General features: G+C 73.9%; 25 protein-coding genes. 11 read left to right on the top strand and 14 right to left on the bottom strand.

The window, feature by feature from the left end; genetic code table 11:
* Positions 1-2: 2 nt before the first annotated feature.
* Entirely contained in the window at positions 3-707 is a 705-nt protein-coding gene (gene fabG, locus ADL22_RS13665; RefSeq protein ID WP_066977858.1) for a 3-oxoacyl-[acyl-carrier-protein] reductase, read from the bottom strand.
* A gap of 204 nt (positions 708-911) precedes the next feature.
* Here fabG and tyrS point away from each other — a divergent pair, with 204 nt between their 5' ends.
* The 3 genes from tyrS (at position 912) to ADL22_RS13650 (ending at position 3,379) form a co-directional block, all read left to right on the top strand.
* A complete protein-coding gene (gene tyrS / locus ADL22_RS13660) occupies positions 912-2,315 on the top strand; it encodes a tyrosine--tRNA ligase (protein ID WP_066977855.1) in 1,404 nt (467 codons plus the stop codon).
* Positions 2,316-2,532: 217 nt separating this feature from the next.
* The gene (locus ADL22_RS13655; protein ID WP_066977852.1) at positions 2,533-2,892 is read left to right on the top strand and encodes a DUF3099 domain-containing protein; all 360 of its coding nucleotides are present in this window, start codon (positions 2,533-2,535) and stop codon (positions 2,890-2,892) included.
* Between the two features lie 220 nt (positions 2,893-3,112).
* A complete protein-coding gene (locus tag ADL22_RS13650; RefSeq protein WP_066977849.1) occupies positions 3,113-3,379 on the top strand; it encodes a hypothetical protein in 267 nt (88 codons plus the stop codon).
* Here the strand turns inward: ADL22_RS13650 and moaA are convergent.
* The 3 genes from moaA to ADL22_RS13635 all read right to left on the bottom strand — a co-directional run bounded on the left by moaA (position 3,362) and on the right by ADL22_RS13635 (position 6,552).
* A complete protein-coding gene (moaA, locus tag ADL22_RS13645) occupies positions 3,362-4,351 on the bottom strand; it encodes a GTP 3',8-cyclase MoaA (RefSeq protein ID WP_066977846.1) in 990 nt (329 codons plus the stop codon). The genes ADL22_RS13650 and moaA overlap by 18 nt on opposite strands.
* Before the next feature lie 156 nt (positions 4,352-4,507).
* Complete coding sequence (locus tag ADL22_RS13640) at positions 4,508-6,130, bottom strand: cation acetate symporter (protein ID WP_066977842.1); 1,623 nt, start codon at positions 6,128-6,130, stop codon at positions 4,508-4,510.
* Positions 6,127-6,552 carry a DUF485 domain-containing protein gene (locus ADL22_RS13635; protein WP_066977839.1) on the bottom strand — a complete coding sequence of 142 codons (426 nt, stop codon included), beginning with the start codon at positions 6,550-6,552 and terminating at the stop codon, positions 6,127-6,129. Before ADL22_RS13635 ends, ADL22_RS13640 begins: the two co-directional genes overlap by 4 nt.
* A 187-nt stretch (positions 6,553-6,739) precedes the next feature.
* Here ADL22_RS13635 and ADL22_RS13630 point away from each other — a divergent pair, with 187 nt between their 5' ends.
* Together ADL22_RS13630 and ADL22_RS13625 are read left to right on the top strand one after the other, a co-directional pair.
* A complete protein-coding gene (locus ADL22_RS13630) occupies positions 6,740-6,967 on the top strand; it encodes a hypothetical protein (protein ID WP_066977836.1) in 228 nt (75 codons plus the stop codon).
* A gap of 158 nt (positions 6,968-7,125) precedes the next feature.
* Positions 7,126-8,619, top strand: a complete 1,494-nt coding sequence (locus ADL22_RS13625; protein ID WP_066977832.1) for a S8 family serine peptidase — start codon at positions 7,126-7,128, stop codon at positions 8,617-8,619.
* A gap of 44 nt (positions 8,620-8,663) precedes the next feature.
* On the opposite strand, the gene ADL22_RS13620 is transcribed toward ADL22_RS13625, so the two are convergent.
* Both ADL22_RS13620 and ADL22_RS13615 read right to left on the bottom strand, forming a co-directional pair.
* A complete protein-coding gene (locus tag ADL22_RS13620; protein WP_066977929.1) occupies positions 8,664-9,419 on the bottom strand; it encodes a lysoplasmalogenase in 756 nt (251 codons plus the stop codon).
* A 29-nt stretch (positions 9,420-9,448) separates the two neighbouring features.
* Positions 9,449-10,375, bottom strand: coding sequence for a sterol desaturase family protein (locus ADL22_RS13615; protein WP_066977829.1), 927 nt, complete (start codon positions 10,373-10,375; stop codon positions 9,449-9,451).
* A 222-nt stretch (positions 10,376-10,597) separates the two neighbouring features.
* On the opposite strand from ADL22_RS13615, the gene ADL22_RS13610 reads away from it, so the two are divergent.
* The 5 genes from ADL22_RS13610 (at position 10,598) to ADL22_RS13590 (ending at position 15,497) form a co-directional block, all read left to right on the top strand.
* On the top strand, positions 10,598-11,629 hold the full coding sequence (locus ADL22_RS13610; protein ID WP_066977826.1) for a DEDDh family exonuclease: 1,032 nt from the start codon (positions 10,598-10,600) through the stop codon (positions 11,627-11,629).
* A gap of 63 nt (positions 11,630-11,692) precedes the next feature.
* Positions 11,693-11,926 (top strand): hypothetical protein, encoded by a 234-nt coding sequence (locus ADL22_RS13605; protein WP_066977823.1) that lies wholly within the window; start codon positions 11,693-11,695, stop codon positions 11,924-11,926.
* An 83-nt stretch (positions 11,927-12,009) separates the two neighbouring features.
* Positions 12,010-12,897 carry an SURF1 family protein gene (locus tag ADL22_RS13600; RefSeq protein ID WP_066977820.1) on the top strand — a complete coding sequence of 296 codons (888 nt, stop codon included), beginning with the start codon at positions 12,010-12,012 and terminating at the stop codon, positions 12,895-12,897.
* Between the two features lie 55 nt (positions 12,898-12,952).
* Positions 12,953-14,737, top strand: coding sequence for a glycoside hydrolase family 15 protein (locus tag ADL22_RS13595; protein WP_066977817.1), 1,785 nt, complete (start codon positions 12,953-12,955; stop codon positions 14,735-14,737).
* 4 nt (positions 14,738-14,741) lie between these two features.
* Positions 14,742-15,497, top strand: a complete 756-nt coding sequence (locus ADL22_RS13590; RefSeq protein WP_066977814.1) for an SDR family oxidoreductase — start codon at positions 14,742-14,744, stop codon at positions 15,495-15,497.
* Between the two features lie 80 nt (positions 15,498-15,577).
* Here ADL22_RS13590 and amaP read toward each other — a convergent pair whose 3' ends face one another.
* From amaP to ADL22_RS13565, 5 genes are read right to left on the bottom strand one after another with little or no spacing between them, the layout of a single operon-like run.
* Positions 15,578-16,183 carry an alkaline shock response membrane anchor protein AmaP gene (amaP, locus tag ADL22_RS13585; RefSeq protein WP_066977811.1) on the bottom strand — a complete coding sequence of 202 codons (606 nt, stop codon included), beginning with the start codon at positions 16,181-16,183 and terminating at the stop codon, positions 15,578-15,580.
* A 7-nt stretch (positions 16,184-16,190) separates the two neighbouring features.
* Positions 16,191-16,868: a DUF6286 domain-containing protein gene (locus ADL22_RS13580; RefSeq protein WP_066977808.1), complete on the bottom strand. Its 678-nt coding sequence runs from the start codon at positions 16,866-16,868 to the stop codon at positions 16,191-16,193.
* Positions 16,865-17,257 (bottom strand): hypothetical protein, encoded by a 393-nt coding sequence (locus tag ADL22_RS13575; protein ID WP_066977805.1) that lies wholly within the window; start codon positions 17,255-17,257, stop codon positions 16,865-16,867. Before ADL22_RS13575 ends, ADL22_RS13580 begins: the two co-directional genes overlap by 4 nt.
* A 6-nt stretch (positions 17,258-17,263) precedes the next feature.
* Positions 17,264-17,461 (bottom strand): hypothetical protein, encoded by a 198-nt coding sequence (locus ADL22_RS13570; protein WP_066977802.1) that lies wholly within the window; start codon positions 17,459-17,461, stop codon positions 17,264-17,266.
* A gap of 38 nt (positions 17,462-17,499) precedes the next feature.
* Positions 17,500-17,961, bottom strand: a complete 462-nt coding sequence (locus tag ADL22_RS13565; RefSeq protein WP_066977799.1) for an Asp23/Gls24 family envelope stress response protein — start codon at positions 17,959-17,961, stop codon at positions 17,500-17,502.
* Positions 17,962-18,190: 229 nt separating this feature from the next.
* Here ADL22_RS13565 and ADL22_RS13560 point away from each other — a divergent pair, with 229 nt between their 5' ends.
* A complete protein-coding gene (locus ADL22_RS13560) occupies positions 18,191-19,003 on the top strand; it encodes a hypothetical protein (protein WP_066977796.1) in 813 nt (270 codons plus the stop codon).
* Positions 19,004-19,050: 47 nt separating this feature from the next.
* Here the strand turns inward: ADL22_RS13560 and ADL22_RS13555 are convergent, their stop codons facing one another.
* From ADL22_RS13555 to ADL22_RS13545, 3 genes are all read right to left on the bottom strand, one after another.
* A complete protein-coding gene (locus tag ADL22_RS13555) occupies positions 19,051-19,830 on the bottom strand; it encodes an enoyl-CoA hydratase/isomerase family protein (protein WP_066977793.1) in 780 nt (259 codons plus the stop codon).
* A 114-nt stretch (positions 19,831-19,944) separates the two neighbouring features.
* Positions 19,945-20,166, bottom strand: a complete 222-nt coding sequence (locus tag ADL22_RS13550) for a helix-turn-helix domain-containing protein (RefSeq protein ID WP_066977790.1) — start codon at positions 20,164-20,166, stop codon at positions 19,945-19,947.
* Between the two features lie 364 nt (positions 20,167-20,530).
* Positions 20,531-22,129 carry an ABC-F family ATP-binding cassette domain-containing protein gene (locus tag ADL22_RS13545; protein ID WP_066977787.1) on the bottom strand — a complete coding sequence of 533 codons (1,599 nt, stop codon included), beginning with the start codon at positions 22,127-22,129 and terminating at the stop codon, positions 20,531-20,533.
* Positions 22,130-22,134 lie beyond the last annotated feature (5 nt).

Genomic DNA, 22,134 nt, shown 5'->3' with positions numbered 1-22,134 from the left:
GTTCAGTGACCCATGCCCAATCCGCCGTCGACGGGAATGACGGCTCCGGTGATGTACGCGGCCTCGTCGGAGGCCAGGAAGCGGACCGAGGCGGCGACTTCCTCGGGCTGCGCGTAACGCGCCAGCGGCACCTGCTTCACGATGCCTTCCCGCTGCTCGTCGCTGAGCACGCGGGTCATGTCGGTGTCGACGAAGCCGGGGGCGACGACGTTGACGGTGATGTTGCGGCTGCCCAGCTCGCGGGCGAGCGAACGGGCGAAGCCGACCAGGGCGGCCTTGGAGGCGGCGTAGTTCGCCTGGCCCGCGGCGCCCATGAGGCCGACCACCGACGAGATCAGGACGATCCGGCCCTTGCGGGCCCGCAGCATCGCCCGGTTGGCGCGCTTGACCACCCGGAACGTGCCGGTCAGGTTGGTGTCGAGGACGGCGCTGAAGTCCTCCTCCGACATCCGCATCAGCAGCTGGTCGCGGGTGATGCCGGCGTTGGCCACCAGCACCTCGACCGCGCCCTGCTTCTCCTCGATCTCCTTGTACGCCTGCTCGACCTGCTCGGGGTCCGTGATGTCGCACTTCACGGCCAAAAAGCCCGCCGGGGGCTCGCCCGAGCGGTAGGTGATGGCGACCTTGTCGCCTGCCTCGGCGAAGGCGCGGGCAATGGCGAGGCCGATGCCGCGGTTGCCTCCGGTGACCAGAACCGAGCGGCTCAAGAGATCACCCTTTCCGTGTCCTGTCCGTCTTGTGTTCGGTACGAAACTAGCGGTCGGGGGGCCCGTACGGGGAATCGAGCCCGCACAGGGGCGCGCCCCGGTCGCTGTCGGGTCCCCACAGATATCCGGGCGAGCGGCCGTGACCGGCCTAATAGACTGTCGCCCTGTCCTCCCGTTCGGGAACCACGATCGATCAGGAACGCCATGACACGCCTCGGCGAATCCGTCGCCCGCGCCAGCACGCTGCTCTCCGCCGACCTCTCCTCGGACGCCACGGTCCGGGAGCTGCTCCAGGAGACCGGTGCGCGGCGCTATCTCGACCTGACGGACCTGCCGGCCAAGGAGCAGGCCGAGCTGATCGCGTCCCGTACGGTCGAGGTGCTGCCGGGCGTCGAGAAGCTGGCCGAGCGCATCGAGGAGCGGCAGGCGGCCGGCCAGGGCCTGCACGTCAAGCTGGGCATCGACCCGACGGCGACCGATGTCCACCTCGGCCACGCGGTGCCACTGATCATCCTCAGCCGCTTCCAGCGCCTCGGCCACGACGTCACGCTGATCATCGGCGACTTCACCGCCAAGATCGGCGACCCGTCGGGCCGGACGGCCGAGCGCCCGCCGCTGACCGACGAGGACATCGCGCACAACCTCGCCTCGTACCGCGAACAGGTGCGCCCGTTCTTCGACTTCGAGAAGGTCAGCTTCCGGCAGAACAGCGAGTGGCTGGCGCCGTACACCTTCCCCGAGCTGCTGTCGCTGCTCGCCCAGGTGCCGGTCTCCCAGCTGCTCCAGCGCGAGGACTTCCGCAACCGCCTCGCGGCCGGTGCGGGCCTGACGATGACGGAGCTGCTGTACCCGATCGCCCAGGGCCTGGACTCGGTGGCGCTGGCCTGCGACGTCGAGCTGGGCGGCGCCGATCAGCTGCTCAACCTCCAGATGGGCCGCAAGCTGATGGAGCTGCGCGGGCAGCGGCCGCAGCTGGTGGTGACCATGCCGCTCATCGAGGGCACGGACGGCACGGGCGCCAAGATGTCGAAGTCCAAGGGGAATTACGTCGGTCTGAGCGCGCCCGCCGACGACGTCTTCGGCAAGATCATGTCGGTCCCGGACCGGCTGATGGAGCCGTACCTCAAGGCGTGGACGGAGTGGACCGACGCGGAGATCGCCCTCGTCCTGGGCCGGGTCGCGGACCGCTCGCTGCACCCGATGGACCTCAAGAAGATCCTCGCGGGCGAGGTCGTGGCGGCGCTGTACGGGCTGGACGCGGCGATGGCCGCGCGGGCCGGCTTCGTGGCGCAGTTCTCCAAGAAGTCGTTCGCGGACGTGGCGTCGCTGCCGGTGGTGGACGCCGGCGAGCACGGGGAGCTGACGGTGGCCGCGGTGCTGACGTCGGTCCTGGAGTTCACGCCCAGCGCCTCCGCGGCCCGGCGGCTGGCGAAGCAGAACGCGCTGCGGCTGGTCGTCGAGGGCGCGTCCGGCCAGTCCGCGGTGGTGCTCGCCGAGTCCGACGCGATCCGCCCGCTGGCGGAGGTCCTGGCGGAGCGGCTCCCGGCGGACGGGGGCGCGGCGTACCTCAAGGCGGGCCGCAAGCTCGCCCAGATCACCGGGCGGTAGCGCATCGCCCTCGGGCGCAGGTGCGGGGCGGGGCAGTCGGCTGCGTTGGCCGCCCCGCCCCGCACGCTTTGCAACGGCTACGACTACGGCGCCCGGCGGGGCCTTGCCTACGCCAGTGACATGACCCGGTCTCGTCGGCCGGTCGGAGGCGGCGTACCGTGGAAGGGGACCGGATTGCGGGGTGAGTCCGGCGCTAGGGAGCGGGTGGTGGAACGGGATGCGGAAGCACAGTGAGGCCGAGACCTTCCGGATCACGGGAGCGCGGCAGGGGCTCACCGAGGACGTGCGGGGGCGCCAGCGGCGGTATGTGATCTCGATGGCGGTGCGGAGCGTGGCCGTGGTGCTCACGGCCGTGCTGTGGAACATCGAGCGGCCCGTTGCCATCGCAACGCTCGTGCTCGGGATCGGGCTGCCGTACATCGCGGTGGTGATCGCCAACGCGGGCCGGGAGAACGCCCCTTCGCTGCCGTCGACGTTCATCAAGCCCGTGCGGCCCATGCTGACCTCGGGCGCACCGGAATCCGTTCCGGAACGGCCGGCGGCGAAGGCGTCGGAGACTTCCGGGGACGGCGGCTGAGGCGTCCGGCGCGGGCGGTCGCTCAGCAAAGCTCAAGAAAAGCTCAGATCAATCCCGCGGTTCCGGTGCACCGCACACCATCCCCCATGACATACTGCGTACGCGCTCCGCATCCCCCGTCGGAGCGACGGACCGACGCCGGGCGGCTCCCCCCGTGGCTGCCCGGCGTCGCCATGTCCGCGCGAGCCGGGTGATGATCCGCGGGACGTAGGGTTGAGGCGTGAACTCCCCGAACGATTCCCGCGCTTCCGAGAACGCCACCGGCGAGAGCGCCCCCATCTGCTCGGCCAAGGGCTGCCGTACCGCCGCGGTGTGGGTGCTGGCCTGGAACAACCCCAAGCTGCACACGCCGGAGCGGCGGAAGACCTGGCTGGCGTGCGACGCGCACCGGGAGCACCTCTCCCAATTCCTGGCCGTGCGCGGTTTCCTCAAGGACGTGGTGGCGCTGGAGGACTGGGAGCGGCGGCCGTCAGCCTCCGATGGCTGACATCGGGCGGGCCGGCTGGAGGAAGGCGGGGTCGTCGAGCCCGGAGCCGGCCTTCTTGCCCCACATGGCGGTCTTCCAGATCCCGGCTATCTCGGTGTCGGGGGCGCCGGAGCGCAGCGCGGCGCGCAGATCCGTCTCCTCGGTGGCGAACAGGCAGGTGCGGACCTGCCCGTCGGCGGTGAGCCGGGTGCGGTCGCAGGCGCCGCAGAACGGGCGGGTGACCGAGGCGATCACGCCGACGCGGTGCGGGCCGCCGTCGACGATCCAGCGCTCGGCGGGGGCGGAGCCGCGCTCGTCCTGGCCCTCGGGGGTGAGGGTGAAGCGGGTGCGGAGCGAGGCGAGGATGTCACCGGCGGTGATCATGCCGTCGCGCTTCCAGCCGTGCTGGGCGTCCAGCGGCATCTGCTCGATGAAGCGGAGCTCGTAGTCGTTCTCCACCGCCCAGGCGAGGAGGTCGGGGGCCTCGTCGTCGTTGAGCCCCGGCATCAGGACGGTGTTGACCTTGACGGGGGTGAGGCCGGCGGCGCGGGCGGCTTCGAGGCCGCGCAGCACGTCGGCGTGGCGCTTGCGGCGGGTCAGGGCCTGGAAGACCTCGGGCCGGAGGGTGTCGAGGGAGACGTTGACGCGGTCCAGGCCGGCGTCGCGCAGGGCGGCGGCGGTGCGCTCCAGGCCGATGCCGTTGGTGGTCAGCGACATCCGGGGGCGGGGGGTGAGCGCGGCGACGCGCTCGACGATGCCGGGCAGGCCGGGGCGGAGCAGCGGCTCGCCGCCGGTGAAGCGGACCTCCTCGATGCCGAGGTCGCGCACGGCTATGCCGATCAGGCGGACGATCTCGTCGTCGGTGAGCAGATCGGGCTTGGCGAGCCACTGCAGGCCCTCTTCGGGCATGCAGTACGTGCACCGCAGATTGCACCGGTCGGTCAGTGAGACCCGCAGGTCGGTGGCCACGCGGCCGTAGGTGTCGATGAGCACTGGGCCCCCTCCCCGAAGGTGTGGATCGTCTCGATCAGTACGTCTTCGAGACTACGCGATGGGTCCGACAGTGAGGAGGCGTGAGAAGCACGAGGTGGGCGGGGTGGCCTCGTACGGATCTACGACGCCACCCCGCCCCGGCCCTGTAGAGATGGCTCAGTGCGCTCCGGTGCCGGTCAGGGAGCGCACCTCCAGTTCGGCGTACTTGGCGGCGTCGGGCTGCTCGCGGGAGAGCAGCGAGCCGAGCCAGCCGAGGAGGAAGCCGAGCGGGATGGAGATCAGGCCCGGGTTCTCCAGCGGGAAGACGGCGAAGTCGGCGCCGGGGAACATCGAGCTCTCCTTGCCGGAGACGACCGGCGAGAAGAGGACGAGGAGGACCGAGGAGGCCAGCCCGCCGTAGATGGACCAGAGGGCGCCCCCGGTGGTGAAGCGCTTCCAGAAGAGGCTGTAGAGGAGGGTGGGGAGGTTGGCGGAGGCGGCGACGGCGAAGGCGAGCGCCACCAGACCGGCGACGTTCAGGCCGCGGGCGAAGACGCCGAGGACGATGGCGGCCGCGCCGATGCCGACGGTCGCCCAGCGGGCCGCGCGGACCTCCTCCTGCTCGGTGGCCCGGCCCTTGCGCAGCACGTTGACGTAGATGTCGTGGGCGAACGAGGAGGACGAGGCCAGGGTGAGGCCGGCGACCACCGCGAGGATGGTGGCGAAGGCGACCGCGGAGATCACGGCGAGCAGGACCGCGCCCCCGGTGGAGCCCGCGCCGCCGCCGATCTCCTGGGCGAGCAGGGGGGCCGCGGTGTTGCCCGCCTTGTTGTCGTGGGTGATCACGCCGGGCTTGAGCAGGGCCGCGGCGCCGAAGCCGAGGGCGAGGGTCATCAGGTAGAAGACGCCGATGATGCCGATCGCCCAGTTCACCGACGTCCGGGCGGCCTTGGCGGTGGGGACGGTGTAGAAGCGGATGAGGATGTGCGGGAGGCCGGCGGTGCCCAGGACGAGGGCCAGGCCCAGCGAGATGAAGTCGATCTTCGAGGTGGCGGTGGCGCCGTACTTCAGGCCCGGCTCCAGGAAGGCGGAGCCCTTGCCGCTGTTCTCGGCGGCGGCGCCGAGCAGCGCGGAGAGGTTGAAGTGGAACCGCCAGGCCACCAGGAAGGTGATCAGCAGGGTGCCGGCGATCAGCAGCACGGCCTTGACCATCTGCACCCAGGTGGTGCCCTTCATGCCGCCGATGGTGACGTAGAGGATCATCACGATGCCGACGAGGACGACGACGAGGATCTTGCCGGCCTCGCTGGTGATGCCCAGGAGGAGGGTCACCAGGGCGCCGGCGCCGGCCATCTGGGCGAGCAGGTAGAAGATCGAGACGACGATGGTGGAGGTGCCGGCGGCGGTGCGGACCGGCCGCTGCCGCATCCGGTAGGCGAGCACGTCGCCCATGGTGAAGCGGCCGGAGTTGCGCAGCGGTTCGGCGACGAGGAGCAGTGCGACGAGCCAGGCGACGAGGAAGCCGATGGAGTACAGGAAGCCGTCGTAGCCGAAGAGGGCGATGGCGCCGGCGATGCCGAGGAAGGACGCGGCGGACATGTAGTCGCCGGAGATGGCCAGGCCGTTCTGGAAGCCGCTGAACTGCCGTCCGCCGGCGTAGAAGTCGTCCGCTCCCCTGGTCTGCCGGCCGGCCCAGACGGTGATGCCGAGGGTGGCGGCGACGAAGACCGCGAAGAGGGTGATGATCAGGGTGCGGTGCTCGCCGGCGGCGCCGGCGGCGAGGTGGTGGGTGAGGTTCATGCGCCGGCCTCCTGGACTCCGGTCGGTTCGGGGCCTTCCTCCGGGGTGCCGGGGTGCGGGACGGCGGCCCGCGGGACGGCGGTCGGGGCCTCCAGCCGGGCCTTGAGGGCCTCGGCGCGGGCGTCGAGCCGGGTCGCGGCGTGCCGGGAGTACCACCAGGCGATCAGGAACGTGGTGGCGAACTGGGCGGTGCCGAGCACCAGGGCGACGTTGAGGTGGCCCGCCACCTTGGTGGCCATGAACCCGCCGGCGTAACTGGACAGCAGGACGTAGCCCAGGTACCAGAGGACGAAGGCGGCGGTGAGCGGGAAGGCGAACGAGCGGTGCGCGCGCCGGAGTTCGGCGAACTCGGCGCTCGCCTGCACCTGGCGGTAGTCGGGCGGGTCGTGCGGTCCCGGGTCGGCGGACGGTGCGGTGGTCACGAAGTCTCCTGACACTCGGCGAGCTGGTGGCCGGGCCCGCGATAAGACCCGGATAAGTGACATGGATCACGCATCGTAGAGGCGCCGGACGCGGGGCGACAGACGGTGGATGGTTGAATTCCTGAAGAAAACGGGGGAATGGGCGCACCGGCCGCCACCGCGCGCGCGGCGCTTCGTTGAGCCGGTCATGACGCCGCCGCCCCAGCAGGACCCGCCGCCGTACGCCCCGCGCCGGCGCCCGTACGGCAGCGTCCGGCTGCCCGCGCCGGTCGCCGCCGCCCCCGCCCGCCCGCGCCCCGGGGCCGACGCCCGGCGCTGGTACGGCCCGCGCATCCCCCTGCCGCCCCTGAGCATGGGCACCCTGCGCCGCCGCGACGAGGCGGGGAGCCGGGACGAGGCCGGCCGCAGGGACTGACACCACCGATACCTGACGGACCGTCACTTCACCATCCCCCACAGGGGACTCCGGGACACCATTGCCGCGCACCGGTGATCGCCGATAGCTTCCCCTGTCATGTATCCGCCCGGGCGCGCACCGCGTACGGGCGGTCCGACGGATGAGGTGGAGTTCCCATGGCACGTCCCCTTGCACATCCCCGGAAGAGACGTCTGCGGGCCCTGGCCGTACCGGTCGGGCTGGCGCTGACCGCGTCCCTGGGCTTCCTCCCGGGCGCGGCCGGCGCCGCCGCGCCGGCGGACAGCGGCCCGCTGCTGTCGTACGTCGTGAACACCGTCCCCGACCACGCCACGGTCGGCGCGGTCGAGCGGGCGATAGACCGGGCCGGCGGGAAGGTGATCACCGCCCATGAGCGGATAGGCGTGATCGTCGCCCACTCGGCCAACCCCCGTTTCGCCGCCACCCTGCGGACGACCCCCGGCGTGCAGTCGGCGGGCGCGACCCGTACCGCGCCGCTGAAGCAGACCGGCACCGACGACGTCGGCAAGCCCCAGCGGATCACCGCGGCCCAGCTCGCCGCGGCGGAGCGGACCGCCAAGGCCAAGGGCGGGGAGCCGCTGGAGCCGCTCCAGTGGGACCTGCCCGCCATCAAGGCCGACCAGGCCGCGAAGGTGAACCCCGGCAGCCGCAAGGTGACCGTCGCGGTCATCGACACCGGCGTGGACGACACCCACCCGGACCTCAAGCCGAACTTCTCGGCCCGCCAGTCCGCCAACTGCGTCGGCGGCGTCCCCGACACCTCCCCCGGCGCCTGGCGCCCCTACGACCCGGTGGAGGACGCCCACGGCACCCACGTGGCGGGCACCATCGCCGCGGCCCGCAACGGCGTCGGGGTGGCCGGTGTGGCCCCGGGCGTGAAGGTCTCCGCCATCAAGGTCAGCGAGCCGAAGACCAGCCTCTTCTACGCGGAGAGCGTGGTGTGCGCGTTCGTCTTCGCGGCCGACCACGGCGTCCAGGTCACCAACAACAGCTATTACGTGGACCCGTGGATGTTCAACTGCAAGGACGACGCCGACCAGGCGGCCATCGTTGACGCGGTGGGCCGGGCGGCGAAGTACGCGCAGGACAAGGGCGTGGTCAACGTCGCCGCGGCGGGCAACGCCAACGCCGACCTGGCGGCCGACAAGCTCACCGACACCGGCAGCCCCAACGACTCCACTCCGGTCACCCGCACCCTGAGCCCCAAGACCTGCTGGGACGTGCCCACCCAGCTGCCGGGCACGGTGACGGTCGCGGCGACCGGCTCGCACCGCCTGAAGTCCGGCTACTCCAACTACGGCCTGAACCAGATCGACGTGGCCGCGCCGGGCGGCGACTCCAAGCAGCTGCCCGACCTCCCCGCCAAGAACGGCAACATCCTCTCCACCATCCCCGGTGGCGACTGGGCGTTCTACGCCGGTACGTCGATGGCCTCCCCTCACGTCGCGGGCGTCGCCGCGCTCCTGAAGAGCGCGCACCCCAAGGCCGGCCCGCAGGAGATCCAGTGGCTCCTCAAGCAGCAGGCCGACAACCCCGGCTGCCCCGCCACCGACCGCACCTGCACCGGCACCCCCCAGCTCAACAGCCACTTCGGCTACGGCATCGTCAACGCGCTGAAGGCGGTGGAGTAGGGGCGGAGCAGCGGCGCGGGGGTCCCGTTACGGGGGCGGGGCCCCTAGGCGGCCGCCGCGCGCGACCGGGGGCGCACCGGGACGGCCGGTGGCGTCGCGGCCGCCAGTACGCCCATCGCCAGCGCGAATTGGGCCGCCGTGTAGGTGAGCATGATCCAGAGTTGGGGGGCGGGGGGCTGGGGCCAGTGGGCGAGGCCGGTGGCGATGAGGGTGTCGGAGAGGAGGAAGAGGAGGCCGCCGGCGGCGGCGCGGGGGCCGGTGCGGAGGGCGGTGAAGGCCATGGCGGTGAGCAGCAGGCTGTAGCCGGCGACCGGGAGGCGCAGGCCGGTGGGGAGGCCGGGCCACAGGAGGAGGACGGTGGCGGTCAGGGCGGCGGCGTAGAGGGCGGTGACGGCGGCGGCGCGGGGGCGGCGGCCGCCGAGCCGGGTGGTGAGCGGGGTGCCGTGCCGGGCGAAGAGGCGGAGGTAGCAGAGGTGGCCGGCGGCGAAGGAGGCCATGCCCACCAGGAAGGCGGAGCCGCCGATCTGGAGGAAGGTGTCGCCGCCGCAGCCGAAGAGCAGCGCCGCGGCCAGCAGCGGCGGGCCGCCGCGGGCCAGGGTGTGGGCGGCGAGCAGCGGCATGAGGGCCGGTTTGGTGAGGTGGACGGCGGTGTCGGCGAGGGCCGCCGGGGCGCTGCCGGTGGGGGCGGCGGCGTACGCGGCCAGGCCCGTGAGGTGGACGGCGGCCAGGGCGGCGAAGGCGAGGAGGAGGGCGCGGGCGGCGCGGGGGTGGGGCGTGAACCCTCTGAGCCGGGGCCTCAGCGGGCTCGGGCGGGGCGTGAGGGGGCTGCTCACGCGGCGGTCTCCCGTGCGGCGGGGGCGGGGGCCTCGCCGGACGGTGAACTGGCCGGCGGTACCGGGGAGTTGGCGGGCGGCGCCTGGCGGAGGCGGGCCGGTTGCCAGCCGGGGCCGCGGAAGAGGCGGCCGGCGCGTTCGGACCAGGTGGGGGCGGCGCGGAGGTCGCGGGCGATGGCGGCGTACTCGTGGGTGGCGACCCGGAGGGGGTTGAAGGTCTTGATGTTCTTGGTGAGGCCGTAGACGGGGCGTTCGGTCTCGGGGACGAACGAGCCGAAGAGCCGGTCCCAGATGATGAGGATCCCGCCGAAGTTGCGGTCCAGGTAGCCGCCTTGCGAGGCGTGGTGGACGCGGTGGTGGGAGGGGGTGTTGAAGACGAACTCGACGGGGCGCGGCAGCTTCCCGATCCGCTCGGTGTGGACCCAGAACTGGTAGACGAGGTTGGCGCCGGAGGTGAAGGCGATCGCGGCCGGGTGGACGCCCAGCGCGACCATCGGGACGTAGAAGGGCCAGACCGTCCAGGTGGTCCACGGCTGCCGCAGCGCGGTGGTGAGGTTGAACTTCTCGCTGGAGTGGTGGACGACGTGGCAGGCCCACAGGACGCGGATGACGTGGTGGCCGCGGTGCGACCAGTAGTAGAAGAAGTCCTGGGCGAGCAGCATCAGCGGCAGCGTCCACCACAGGACGGGGACGCGCAGCGGGGTGAGCGCGTAGACGGCGGAGTAGATCGCCACGATCGGGATCTTCCACAGCGCGTCGAAGACCAGGCTGCCCAGGCCCATGGTGACGCTGGTGGCCGCGTCCTTGGCCGCGTAGCCGGCGGCGTCCTCGTCGGGGTGCAGGCGGTAGCTCACCATTTCCACGACGGTGAGCAGGACGAAGGCGGGCACGGACCACAACACGACATCGGGCAGGTGCGGCATGCCCCGCACGATAAGTGGGCCGACGGGCGTCCCGCTAGGGGGAGTTACCGAGAAGTATGTGAGACGGGGTGTCAGCGGTGTACCGGCGGTAGCCCCGGGTCGGTACCGGCGGTGGCGCCCGGTGGGTACCGGCGGTAGCCCCCGGCCGGGCCGGACCGCGCGGGCGCCGGGCGGCGACCACCCCGCGGTGGCTGTCAGTGGCGGCCCGTATCCTCAGTGACCATGCTCGAAGACCGCGGCGCAGCCGCTCACCGGATCGCGCCGACGATCGGCCGGCAGCCGGGCCCGCAGACGCCGCCGGCCGACTGGCCGGACGGCTATCCCGAGGGATACGCGGTGGTCGACGTGGAGACCACCGGCCTGGCCCGCGACGACCGGATCATCTCCGCCGCCGTGTATCAGCTCGGTGCCCGCGGCGAGTTCCAGGACTCCTGGTACACCCTCGTCAACCCGCAGCGCGACCCCGGCCCCGTGTGGATCCACGGTCTGACGAGCGAGGTGCTGGAGGGCGCGCCGCTCTTCCAGGAGATCGTCCCGGAGCTGTCCGCGCGCCTCGACGGCCGCGTGCTGGTGGCGCACAACGCGATGTTCGACTGGTCGATGCTGGCCCGGGAGTACGCCCGCGCCGCGGCCCTCCCCCCGGTGCGCCGGCGGCTGTGCACGATCGCGCTCTCCAAGGAGCTGGGCCTGCCGCTGCCCAACCACAAGCTGGAGTCGCTGGCGGCCCACTTCGGCGTCATACAGGAGCGCGCCCACCACGCGCTGGACGACGCCCGGGTGCTGGCCGAGGCGTTCCGCCCGAGCCTGCACCGGGCCGCGCGGGAGCGCCTGCGGCTGCCGCTGCTGACCTGCCAGCCGCTGACGGAGTGGTCGGACGCCCCGGCGCCCCGCCCGCGCGCCGGCGGCGGCGGCGCCTACCGCCCGTCGGCGTGGCGGCCGTCCCGGAAGCGCCCGGCCTGCCCGTATCCCAATCCGGGGCGCTACGAGCCCGGCGGCCCGCTCGTCCAGGGCATGCGGGTGGCGTTCTCCGGCGACACCTCGGTGGACCGCGAGCTGCTGGAGGACCGGGCGACCGAGGCCGGGCTGCACGTCGCGTCGAGCGTGTCGCGGCTGACGAGCCTGCTGGTGACCAACGACCCGGACGCCCGCACGTCCAAGACCGTCAAGGCCGCCGCGTACGGCACGGCGGTGATCGACGAGGCGGCGTTCATGCAGCTGCTCCAGGACGTGCGGCCGGCGCCTGCGTCCGGGTGAAGCGCGGCCAACACACCCGCCGGCAGCGCGCCCGGCGGCCGCCCCGCCCGCACGCTGTGGCGCATGGCACGTTGTGAGGTCTGCGGAAACGACTACGGCATGACGTTCGAGGTGCACGCGCAGGGCGCGGTGCACGTCTTCGACTGCTTCTCCTGCGCGATCCACCGCATGGCGCCGATCTGCGAGCACTGCCGGGTGCAGATCATCGGCCAGGGCGTGGAGGCGGACGGGAAGTGGTACTGCGGTGCGCACTGCGCCCGCTCGGCCGGGAAGGTCGGCATCGTCGACCGGGTCTGACGCCCGGACCGGCGCGCGCCCCGGTGCCCCGGCGGGGGACCCCGGACCGGGCGCCGGAGGGGACGCGAGGTACCGTCGCAGCCGTGTACCGCTTCCTGTTGTCCCGGCAGTGGGTGATCCTCACCCTCGTGGGCCTCGTCCTGATCCCGGTCATGATCAAGCTGGGGTTCTGGCAGCTCCACCGCCATGAGCACAAGGTGGCGCAGAACGCCCTGATCGCCCGCAATCTGGCCGCGACCCCGGTGCCGGTCTCCCAACTGGCCGAGGTCGGCCGGACGCTGCCGCACGACGAGATGTGGCGCCGGGTCACCGCCACCGGAAGCTTCGACACCGCGCACGAGGTCGTGGTCCGCCAGCGGACCGCCGCCGACGAGCAGACCATCGGCTACTACGTCGTCACGCCGCTGGTGCTGGCGGACGGCAAGGCCGTGCTGGTCAACCGCGGCTGGATCCCGGCCGGCGACGACCTGACCAAGTTCCCGACGGTGCCGGCCGCCCCGAAGGGCACCGTCACGGTCACCGGCCGGCTGATGGCCGACGAGACCACCGCGGCCAGCGGCATCAAGAACACCAAGGGCCTGCCGCCCCGCCAGGTCATGCTGATCAACAGCCGCCAGCAGGCCGAGCGCACCGGCCGGCCGATGCTCGGCGGCTACATCGAGCAGACCGCGCCGCACCAGCCGGGCGGCCCGGAGCAGGTGCCCGAACCGGACCACGACTCCATCGGGCCGCATATGGCGTACGCGATCCAGTGGTGGCTGTTCGCGGCGGCGGTGCCGGTGGGCTGGGTGGTCCTGGTCCGCCGGGAGCGCCGCGACCGGCTGGCGGCGGCCGCCGGGGACGGGGACGCCGGGGGCTCCGGCGGTGCCGGACCGGACGGGGACGGCGGGACGGACGGATCGGACGGGGACGAGGCCGGGGCCGGTGGCGACGGACCCAAGGCGGCCGCGGGCGCCACCACCGCTTCCTAGTCCGGACGGCCGCACCCCCGCGTAGCCCGCCCGCCCGCCGGGAAGGAGGCGCGGCGTGCACCCACGTATCGAGGACTACGCGCTGATCGGCGATCTGCAGACCGCCGCGCTCGTCGGCCGGGACGGTTCGATCGACTGGCTGTGCCTGCCCCGCTTCGACTCCCCGGCGTGCTTCGCCGCGCTCGTCGGCGGGCGGGACAACGGCCACTGGACGCTCGCGCCGCGCTCCCCCGAGGCCCGCGCCAGCCGGGCGTACCGCGGGGACTCGCTGATCCTCGACACGGTCTGGCGGACGCCCGAGGGCGCCGTCCGGGTCACCGACTTCATGCCGCAGCGCGACCGGGTGCCCGATGTGGTCCGGATCGTCGAGGGGCTGCGCGGCCGGGTGGAGATGCGGGGGGTGCTGCGGCTGCGGTTCGACTACGGGCGGGTGGTGCCGTGGGTGCGGGCCGCCGAGGGCTGCCGGGTCGCGGTCGCCGGCCCGGACTCGGTGTGGCTGCGCACCCCGTCCCAGGCCACCACGTACGGCAAGGACCTCAGCACCCGCTCGGACTTCACCGTCGGCGCCGGCGAGCGCACCGCCTTCGTGCTGACCTGGCACCCCTCGCACGAGCCCCGGCCCGAGCCGATCGACCCGTTCCGGGCGCTGGCGGACACCACCGAGGACTGGCACGCCTGGTCCGCCCGCTGCCGCTACGACGGCCCGTACCGCGACGCGGTGGTCCGTTCGCTGATCACGCTCAAGGCGCTCACCTACGCGCCGACCGGCGGCATCGTCGCGGCCCCCACCACCTCGCTGCCCGAGGACCCCGGCGGCGTCCGCAACTGGGACTACCGCTACTGCTGGCTGCGCGACGCCACGCTCACCCTGAACTCCCTGATCCGGGCCGGCTATCTGGAGGAGGCCGGCGCCTGGCGGGACTGGCTGCTGCGCGCGGTGGCCGGCGCGCCCGAGGACCTGCAGATCATGTACGGGCTGGGCGGGGAGCGGCGGCTGCCGGAGTCCGAGGTGCCCTGGCTGTCGGGGTACGGCGGGGCGCAGCCGGTCCGGATCGGCAACGCCGCCGTCGAACAGCGCCAGCTCGACGTCTACGGCGAGGTGATCGACTCGTTCCACGTCGCCCGCGCCGCCGGGCTGCCCGCCGAACCGCACGCCTGGAGCATCCAGCGGACGCTGGTGGACTACCTGGAGTCCGCCTGGCGCGACCCCGACGAGGGCATCTGGGAGATCCGCGGGCCGCGCCGGCACTTCGTGCACTCCAAGGTCATGGCCTGGGTCGCGGCCGACCGCGCGGTCAAGGCGCTGGAGCGGCAGCCGCGGCTGAGCGGCGACCTCGCCCGGTGGCGGGCGATGCGCGACGAGGTGCACCGCGAGGTCTGCGCGCGCGGCTACGACGCCGGGCGGGGCACCTTCACCCAGTTCTACGGCTCGTCCGAACTGGACGCCGCGACCCTGCTCATCCCCCGGGTCGGCTTCCTGCCCGGCGACGACCCGCGGGTGGTCTCCACCGTGGACGCGGTGCGCCGGGAGCTGACCCACGACGGCCTGGTGCGCCGGTACAGCACCGAGGGCGCGTCGGTGGACGGGCTGCCGGGCGGCGAGGGCACGTTCGTGGTCTGCTCGTTCTGGCTGGCGGACGCGCTGCTGCTGACCGGCCGGCGCCGGGAGGCCCGGGAGCTGTTCGAACGGCTGCTGGCGCTGCGGAACGACGTCGGCCTGCTCTCCGAGGAGTACGATCCGGCCACCCGGCGCCAGTGGGGCAACTTCCCGCAGGCGTTCAGCCATATCGGCCTGGTCGGGACCGCCTTCGCGCTGGACGGCGGGCCGGGGGCAGACTAGGGCCATGGATCTTGGACTCACCGACCGGACGTATCTCGTCACCGGCGCCACCCGGGGCCTGGGCCACGCCGCCGCCCGCGCGCTGATCGACGACGGCGCCAATGTGGTGCTCACCGGACGCACCGAGGAGACCGCCGCGAAGGCCGCCGCCGCCCTGGGCGAACGGGCCCTGGGCGTGGCCGCGGACAACGCCGACCCACAGGCCCCGGCCCGCCTGGTGGCGGCCGCCCGGGAGCGCTTCGGCGGCTTCGACGGCATCCTGATCAGCGTGGGCGGCCCACCGCCCGGCGGCGCCGCCGACACCACCGACGACCAGTGGCGGACCGGCTTCGAGACGGTCTTCCTCGGCGCGGTCCGGCTGGCCCGCGCCGCCGCGGAGGAGCTGGGCACGGGCGGCGTCATCGGCTTCGTGCTCTCCGGCTCCGTGCACGAGCCGATCCCCGGCCTCTCCGTCTCCAACGGCCTCCGCCCGGGCCTGGCCGGCTTCGCCAAATCCCTCGCCGACGAACTGGGCCCGCGCGGCGTCCGCGTCGTCGGTCTGCTGCCCGGCCGGATCGCCACCGACCGGATGACCCAGCTGGACGCCGCCTCCGGCGACCCGGAAGGCTCCCGGGCCCGCAACACCGCCGCGATCCCGCTGCGCCGCTACGGCGACCCGGCGGAGTTCGGCCGCACCGCCGCCTTCCTGCTCTCCCCCGCCGCCTCGTATCTGACGGGCGTGATGCTCCCGGTGGACGGCGGGGCGCGGCGGGGGTTCTGACGGTACGTACGGCGGGGGGCTGACGGTGCGTACGGCTCGGGGTCTGCGGGTGCGGACGGCTGGCCGACCCGCTCCGCCCGTTAGCTGACCCGCTCCGCGCGGTGGCGGACGGCGCGGAGCCGGACCTCGGCGGGCAGCTCGTCCAGGCCCGCCGAGGTCCGGGCGTGCGCCACCGCCCCCTCGGACAGCCGCCGCAGCACCGTCCCGGGGTCGGCGTGCGGGGCCAGCCGGAGCAGGGCGCGCAGCCGGGGGGCGGTGCGGCGGCCGGTGAGCACCACGCCCGCCCGGTCCACCCCGGGCACCGCCTCCGCCTCGGCCGCCAGCGCCTCCTCCAGCGCCCGGCCGCGGACCGTCGCGCCCGTCCCGTCGCCGCTGTCGACCAGCACCGTGCCGAGCCGGCGCCGCCGCAGCTGCGCCAGCAGCCACCACAGCAGCAGCGCCGCCAGCACGGCCAGGGCGGCGATCACCGCCGGCCACCACCAGCCGCGGCCGGTGAAGCGGGTGCGGTCCGCCGCGGTCAGCAGCACCCCGTCCGGGCCGGTCCACGGCCAGCCGGACGGCAGGTCGAGCCCCCACCGGGCGGGCAGGTCCAGACCGCCCAGCAGGACCGTGCCGCCGGTGCCGAGCAGCAGCAGGCCGGTCAGCCCGAGCAGCACCCGGTTGACCGCCGTGCGGACGCCGCGCATCGCGCGCTCACCTCCTCTTCGGGCGCCGGACGTCGACGCGCAGCCGCGGCGGGTGCGTCAGGTGCAGCTCGCGCAGGCCCTCGCCGAGCGCCGTGGTGAGGTCGCCGCGGACCGCGTCCAGCTCCCGGAAGTGCGCCACCGCCCGCGCCCGCGCCCGGCGGCGGCCGACCGCGACCCGTACGGACTGCACCCCGGAGACCTCCATGGCGCGGTCGCGCAGCACCAGCGCGGCGGCCGGCCGGTCCAGTCCGGCCCGGACCCCGGCCGTGCGCCGCATCGGCAGCACCGCCCGCAGTCCGGGCGTGGCGGCCAGTACGAGCAGCCAGATCCCGAGGGCCACCGCGAGCGCCGCGGCGCCCAGCACCCACACGTCGTCCAGGTGCCGGGTGGCCAGTTCGTCCGCCAGCCACCGGCGCCAGGCCATCGCCGGGCGGCCGGCCCGCACCGCGGCCACGTCGTAGAGCAGCAGGCCGGTGCAGCCCAGCAGCACCAGGGCGACCACCGCGGCCGGCACCCGGCGCGCCGACCAGAACCGGCCGGTCCGCCCGCCTCCGCCCGGCTGCCGCTCCCCGCTGCCGGGGGCGTCGGGGGACGCCGCCTCGGGGCCGGCAGTGTCCAGGGCGTCGGTGGTGTCCCGCCCCGCCGGCTCCGGCGCGCTCGCCTGCCCGCTCCCCGGCCCGCTCACCGCACCCGCTCCCGGCTCCGCTCGGCGAGCAGCGGCGAGGTCAGCCGCTCCACCTGCACCGCCACCTCGGCCACCGTCATACCCGCCAACGCCTTGACTCGGTCGGTCACTTGACGGCGTACCAGGCCGCAGTGCGCGCCGATGGGGGCGGGGTAGGGCAGTTCCACCGCGACCCGCAGCCGGGCCTCGCCGAAGGGCGGGCGGACCTCGCGGCGGGCCACCGTCACCGTCGCATGGGCGTCGGTGCGGGCGCCGGGCGACGCGGTGCGCAGCGCCTCGCGGGCCGCCCGCGCGGCGATCTTGGCGACCACCCGGTCGGCGATCCGGGTCGCGCCGCGCTCACCCTCCGGTACGCCGCCGCCGGTGGCCGGCGGGGTCGCCGTCGCCATCCCGGCTCACCGCCGCCGGTCGTCGCGGTCGCCGGTACGGGCGCGGAGGAACTCCCAGGCCGCCACGTCCCCGTCCAGGAACCGCCCGGCCACGAACCCGATGGCGCCCAGCGCCGCCACCAGGATGAACGCCCCGAATCCGCCGAAGTACCCGGCGAAGCCCAGCGCCATCCCGGCCACGAGGCCGACCACGGTCATGCTCATCCTGCGCTCCTTCGCTCAACCGCTCCGGCCGGGCCCGGTCACTGGATCCGCGGCGCCGGTTCCGCTTCCTCGTCGGGCTCGTCGGGCAGCTTCACATCGCTCACCGCGATGTTGACCTCGACGACTTCCAGGCCGGTCATCCGCTCCACGGCGGAGATCACGTTCTCCCGCACGTCCCGGGCCAGGTCGGCGATGGGGACGCCGTACTCGACCACGATGCCCAGGTCGAGCGCGGTCTGCACCTCGCCGACCTCGGCCTTCACCCCGCGCGTGGCGGTGCCGGCCCGGCCGCCGGGCACCCGTTCGCGCACCGCGCCGAGCGTGCGGGCGAAGCCGCTGCCCATGGCGTGGACGCCCGGCACCTCGCGGGCCGCGAGCCCGGCGATCTTCTCCACCACGCCGACCGCGATGGTGGTCCGGCCGCGTATCGCGGGGTCGCCGCCGCCCCGCCGCACCAGCGGTTCCGCCACGTCCGCGCTCTGCTGACCAGGGGTCGTCATGGCCGTCCGTCCCTTCTCCGCCTGCTGCCGGTGACGCCGTACGGCGGCCGGCTGCGACCGCCGACCGTTCGATTACGGGCGAAATGCTCCTTTCGCCCCGATCCACGGTAGGGGCGGATGCCGGGACGCGCTCCGGGAACGTGGCAGCGGAGTGCCGCGACCTGCCCCGGCGGGCCGCCTGGGGCAGGCTGGGGACGTGCACCGGGACGGATGGGAAAGGGGTGGCGCGGTGGCCGCGGACGAGCTGGCACGCACCGTACGGGAGCAGGTCGGGGCCGGCCGGATCCTGCCGCTCGGCGGGCCGGCGGACGGGGCGTGGATCACCGAACGGGCGGCCCGCGCGGCGCTGCTGCGCGCCCCCGGCCTCCCGCCCGGCGTACGCCTGGACGCGCTGCGCCTCTCGCTCGCCGATCCGGACGGCACCCCCGCACCGGCCGTCCCGGCGCCGCCGGGCGCCCTGCCGCCGGGCCCGCTGCGCCTCACCGCGGACGTCACCGCCCCGCCCGGCCGCCCGCTGCCCGCGCTCACCGGCGCCCTGCGGACCGCGCTGCTGACGGCGGCGGAGGACGCCCTGGGCCTGGTGGTGGACGCGGCGGACCTCCGCGTCACAGGACTGCTGGACGCGCCGCCGGGCCCGGTCCCCGCCCCCGGCACCTCGTCCGCCGGTACGACGGCGTCCCCTTACGAAACCGTGGCCGAGCCCCCGCGCGGCGGTGGCGCGAGCCCGGCCCCGGGCGGCGCGGACGAGCTGGCCGCGCGGGTGCTGGCCGTGCCGGGAGTGGCCCGGCTCGCGCCGGCCACCGCCGGGCGCTCGCGGGGCGTGGCCCGGTCCGGCGGCCATGCGCTGGTCCAGCTGGCGACCGCGCCCGGCTACCGCCCGCTGGACGTGGCCCGCGCCGTCCGCTCGGCCCTCACCGCACCCGCGCCGGGGCCGGACGCGATCACTGGACCGGACACGACCGCTGCGCCGGACACGACCACTGGACCGGACACAGCCCTGGTCACGGCCGCGGTCCTGGTCACAGCGGTGGACGCCGCCTGACGGGGCAGCCCCTCAGCCCCGCCCGGCCCCTCAGCCCCCGTCCGGCCTCAGTCCCCCACCCCCGCCAGATCGCGCAGCCGCCGCGCCTGGGCGGCCCGTTCGGCGCGGCGCTGCTCCTCGTACGTGCGGCCCGCGGCGCCGGCCAGCAGGGCCTTGGTCTCGATGACGGCGTCCCGGGGCGCGGCGGTGAGGGCGGCGGCCAGATCGGCGGTCGCGGCGTCCAGTTCGCCACCGGGGACGACGAGGTTCACCAGGCCGATCCGCTCGGCCTCCTCGGCCCGTACGAAGCGGCCGGTGGCGCAGATCTCCAGCGCGCGGGCGTAGCCGACGAGGCCCACCAGGGGGTGGGTGCCGGCGAGGTCGGGCACCAGGCCCAGGCTGGTCTCGCGCATGGCGAACTGGACGTCCTCGGCGGCGACCCGCAGATCGCAGGCGAGGGCGAGCTGGAAGCCCGCGCCGATGGCGTGGCCCTGGACGGCGGCGATGGAGACCAGGTCGTTCCGCCGCCACCAGGTGAACGCCTCTTGGTACTCGGCGATGGTGGCGTCCAGCGCCTCGTCCGAACCGCGCGCCAGATCGAGGAACGACGGCTCGCCGTCGAACCCTTCGGGCGTGAACGCCTGCCGGTCCAGCCCCGCGGAGAAGGACACGCCCTCCCCGCGGAGCACCACGATCCGGACGTTCCCCGGCAGCAGCGAGCCCGCCTCGGCGAGCGCCCGCCACATGGCGGGGGACTGCGCATTGCGCTTTGCCGCGTTGGCGAGGGTCACCGTGGCGATCGCGTCGTCCACGGTGAGCCGTACTCCGTGCCTGTCGAGCAGAGTCATGAGGGCGCCTCCGAGTCAGCCACCGCACCTGCGTGCGTAAGTGACTGAACGGTAACCTCCCGGCCGACGGCTCGGACGGCCGGGGGTACCGCGGCACCCGGAGCCGGATGCCCTCTAGACCGAGGCGGCCTTCTTGCCCCTCGTGGCTCCGCCGCGGCCGCGCAGGACCACTCCGGATTCGGTGAGCATCCGGTGCACGAATCCATAGGAGCGGCCCGTTTCCTCGGCCAGCGCCCGGATGCTCGCTCCGGAGTCGTACTTCTTCTTCAGGTCTGCCGCGAGCTTCTCGCGCGCGGCGCCGGTCACCCGGCTGCCCTTCTTCAGAGTCTCGGCCACCCGTGCCTCCTCGTGGGAAGTGCGCTCTGGACTCTCATGATCACCCCTCCCCGGCTTCCTGGCCACCCATTCCGCGAGGTACGTGGCACATCCTTTGCCGTGCCGGGGGTGTCCGGGGCGGCCGGAATGCCCGCTTCCGAGCGCCCGGCGGCCGCCGGGTACGTCCCGTTCCGGGAGAAGTGCCAGGTCAGGGGGTGTGCCGTGAGTCACAGGGCGGACGGGTCCGCGCGAGCCTGCCGGGTCCGGCAGGCTCGCCGGGGTACCAGCCGTTCTCACTCAGATGATGGATCACCCATGGGCCGAATGATCCATCCGGCGTGATCCATCCGGCGGGAGCGGTACCGCCGGACCGGTACGGCCGCGGTCAGGCCAGCGCGACCAGGTCCGCGTAGTCCTGGCCCCACAGGTCCTCGACGCCGTCCGGCAGCAGGATGATCCGCTCCGGGGCGAGCGCGTCCACGGCGCCCTCGTCGTGGGTCACCAGGACCACCGCGCCGGTGAAGGTGCGCAGCGCGCCGAGGATCTCCTCGCGGCTGGCCGGGTCGAGGTTGTTGGTGGGCTCGTCGAGGAGGAGGACGTTGGCGGAGGAGACGACCAGGGTCGCCAGCGCGAGCCGGGTCTTCTCGCCGCCGGAGAGCACCCCGGCGGGCTTGTCGACGTCGTCGCCGGAGAAGAGGAACGAGCCGAGCACCTTGCGGACCTCGACCAGATCCATGTCGGGGGCGGCGGAGCGCATGTTCTCCAGGACCGTGCGGTCCGGGTCCAGCGTCTCGTGCTCCTGGGCGTAGTAGCCGAGCTTGAGGCCGTGGCCGGGGCGGACCTCGCCGGTGTCGGGGGTCTCGACGCCGGCCAGCAGGCGCAGCAGGGTGGTCTTGCCGGCGCCGTTCAGGCCCAGGATGACGACCCGGGAGCCCTTGTCGATGGCGAGGCTGACGTCGGTGAAGATCTCCAGGGAGCCGTAGGACTTCGACAGGCCCTCGGCGGTGAGCGGGGTCTTGCCGCACGGGGCCGGCTCCGGGAAGCGCAGCTTGGCGACCTTGTCGGAGACCCGCACCGCCTCCAGGCCGGCCAGCAGCTTGTCGGCGCGCTTGGCCATGTTCTGGGCGGCGACGGTCTTGGTGGCCTTGGCGCGCATCTTGTCGGCCTGGGAGTGCAGGGCGGCGGCCTTCTTCTCGGCGTTGGCCCGCTCGCGGCGGCGGCGCTTCTCGTCGGCCTCGCGCTGCTGCTGGTAGAGCTTCCAGCCCATGTTGTAGACGTCGATCTGGGCGCGGTTGGCGTCGAGGTAGAAGACCTTGTTGACGACCGTCTCGACCAGGTCGACGTCGTGGGAGATGACGATGAAGCCGCCGCGGTAGGTCTTGAGGTAGTCGCGCAGCCACGCGATGGAGTCGGCGTCGAGGTGGTTGGTGGGCTCGTCCAGGAGCAGGATGTCGGCGTCCGAGAAGAGGATCCGGGCGAGCTCCACGCGGCGCCGCTGGCCGCCGGAGAGGGTGTGCAGCGGCTGGGCGAGGATGCGGTCGGGCAGGCCCAGGCTGGCGGCGATGGTGGCGGCCTCGGCCTCGGCGGCGTACCCGCCCTTGGTGAGGAACTCCGTCTCCAGCCGCTCGTACTTCTTCATGGCCTTCTCGCGGGTGGCGCCCTTGCCGTTCGCCATCCGGTCCTCGTTCTCGCGCATGCGGCGCAGGACGGTGTCCAGACCGCGGGCGGAGAGGATGCGGTCGCGGGCCAGTACGTCGAGGTCGCCGGTGCGCGGGTCCTGGGGCAGATAGCCGACCTCGCCGGAGCGGGCGACCTGGCCGCTGGCCGGCATGCCCTCGCCGGCCAGGACCTTGGTGAGGGTGGTCTTGCCGGCGCCGTTGCGGCCGACCAGGCCGATGCGGTCGCCGCGGGCGATGCGGAAGGAGGCGGACTCGATGAGGACGCGGGCGCCGGCGCGCAGCTCGAGGCCGGAAGCGGTGATCACGGAAA

The organism is Streptomyces sp. NRRL F-4489, assembly GCF_001509485.1.
Lineage (GTDB): Bacteria > Actinomycetota > Actinomycetes > Streptomycetales > Streptomycetaceae > Streptomyces.
The sequence above is the reverse complement of the archived record's forward strand: the minus strand, read 5'-3'. Positions and strand labels throughout refer to the sequence as shown.

What these genes read in the sequence shown, in the direction of transcription:
- ADL22_RS13570 (WP_066977802.1), bottom strand. Translation starts at nt 17,461, where the DNA reads ATGAGCATGACCGTGGTCGGCCTCGTGGCCGGGATGGCGCTGGGCTTC.
- ADL22_RS13590 (WP_066977814.1), top strand. Translation starts at nt 14,742, where the DNA reads ATGGATCTTGGACTCACCGACCGGACGTATCTCGTCACCGGCGCCACC.
- ADL22_RS13630 (WP_066977836.1), top strand. Translation starts at nt 6,740, where the DNA reads ATGACGCCGCCGCCCCAGCAGGACCCGCCGCCGTACGCCCCGCGCCGG.
- ADL22_RS13555 (WP_066977793.1), bottom strand. Translation starts at nt 19,830, where the DNA reads ATGACTCTGCTCGACAGGCACGGAGTACGGCTCACCGTGGACGACGCG.
- ADL22_RS13640 (WP_066977842.1), bottom strand. Translation starts at nt 6,130, where the DNA reads ATGAACCTCACCCACCACCTCGCCGCCGGCGCCGCCGGCGAGCACCGC.
- ADL22_RS13655 (WP_066977852.1), top strand. Translation starts at nt 2,533, where the DNA reads ATGCGGAAGCACAGTGAGGCCGAGACCTTCCGGATCACGGGAGCGCGG.
- ADL22_RS13625 (WP_066977832.1), top strand. Translation starts at nt 7,126, where the DNA reads ATGGCACGTCCCCTTGCACATCCCCGGAAGAGACGTCTGCGGGCCCTG.
- ADL22_RS13615 (WP_066977829.1), bottom strand. Translation starts at nt 10,375, where the DNA reads ATGCCGCACCTGCCCGATGTCGTGTTGTGGTCCGTGCCCGCCTTCGTC.
- ADL22_RS13565 (WP_066977799.1), bottom strand. Translation starts at nt 17,961, where the DNA reads ATGACGACCCCTGGTCAGCAGAGCGCGGACGTGGCGGAACCGCTGGTG.
- amaP (WP_066977811.1), bottom strand. Translation starts at nt 16,183, where the DNA reads ATGCGCGGCGTCCGCACGGCGGTCAACCGGGTGCTGCTCGGGCTGACC.
- ADL22_RS13605 (WP_066977823.1), top strand. Translation starts at nt 11,693, where the DNA reads ATGGCACGTTGTGAGGTCTGCGGAAACGACTACGGCATGACGTTCGAG.
- ADL22_RS13575 (WP_066977805.1), bottom strand. Translation starts at nt 17,257, where the DNA reads ATGGCGACGGCGACCCCGCCGGCCACCGGCGGCGGCGTACCGGAGGGT.
- tyrS (WP_066977855.1), top strand. Translation starts at nt 912, where the DNA reads ATGACACGCCTCGGCGAATCCGTCGCCCGCGCCAGCACGCTGCTCTCC.
- ADL22_RS13610 (WP_066977826.1), top strand. Translation starts at nt 10,598, where the DNA reads ATGCTCGAAGACCGCGGCGCAGCCGCTCACCGGATCGCGCCGACGATC.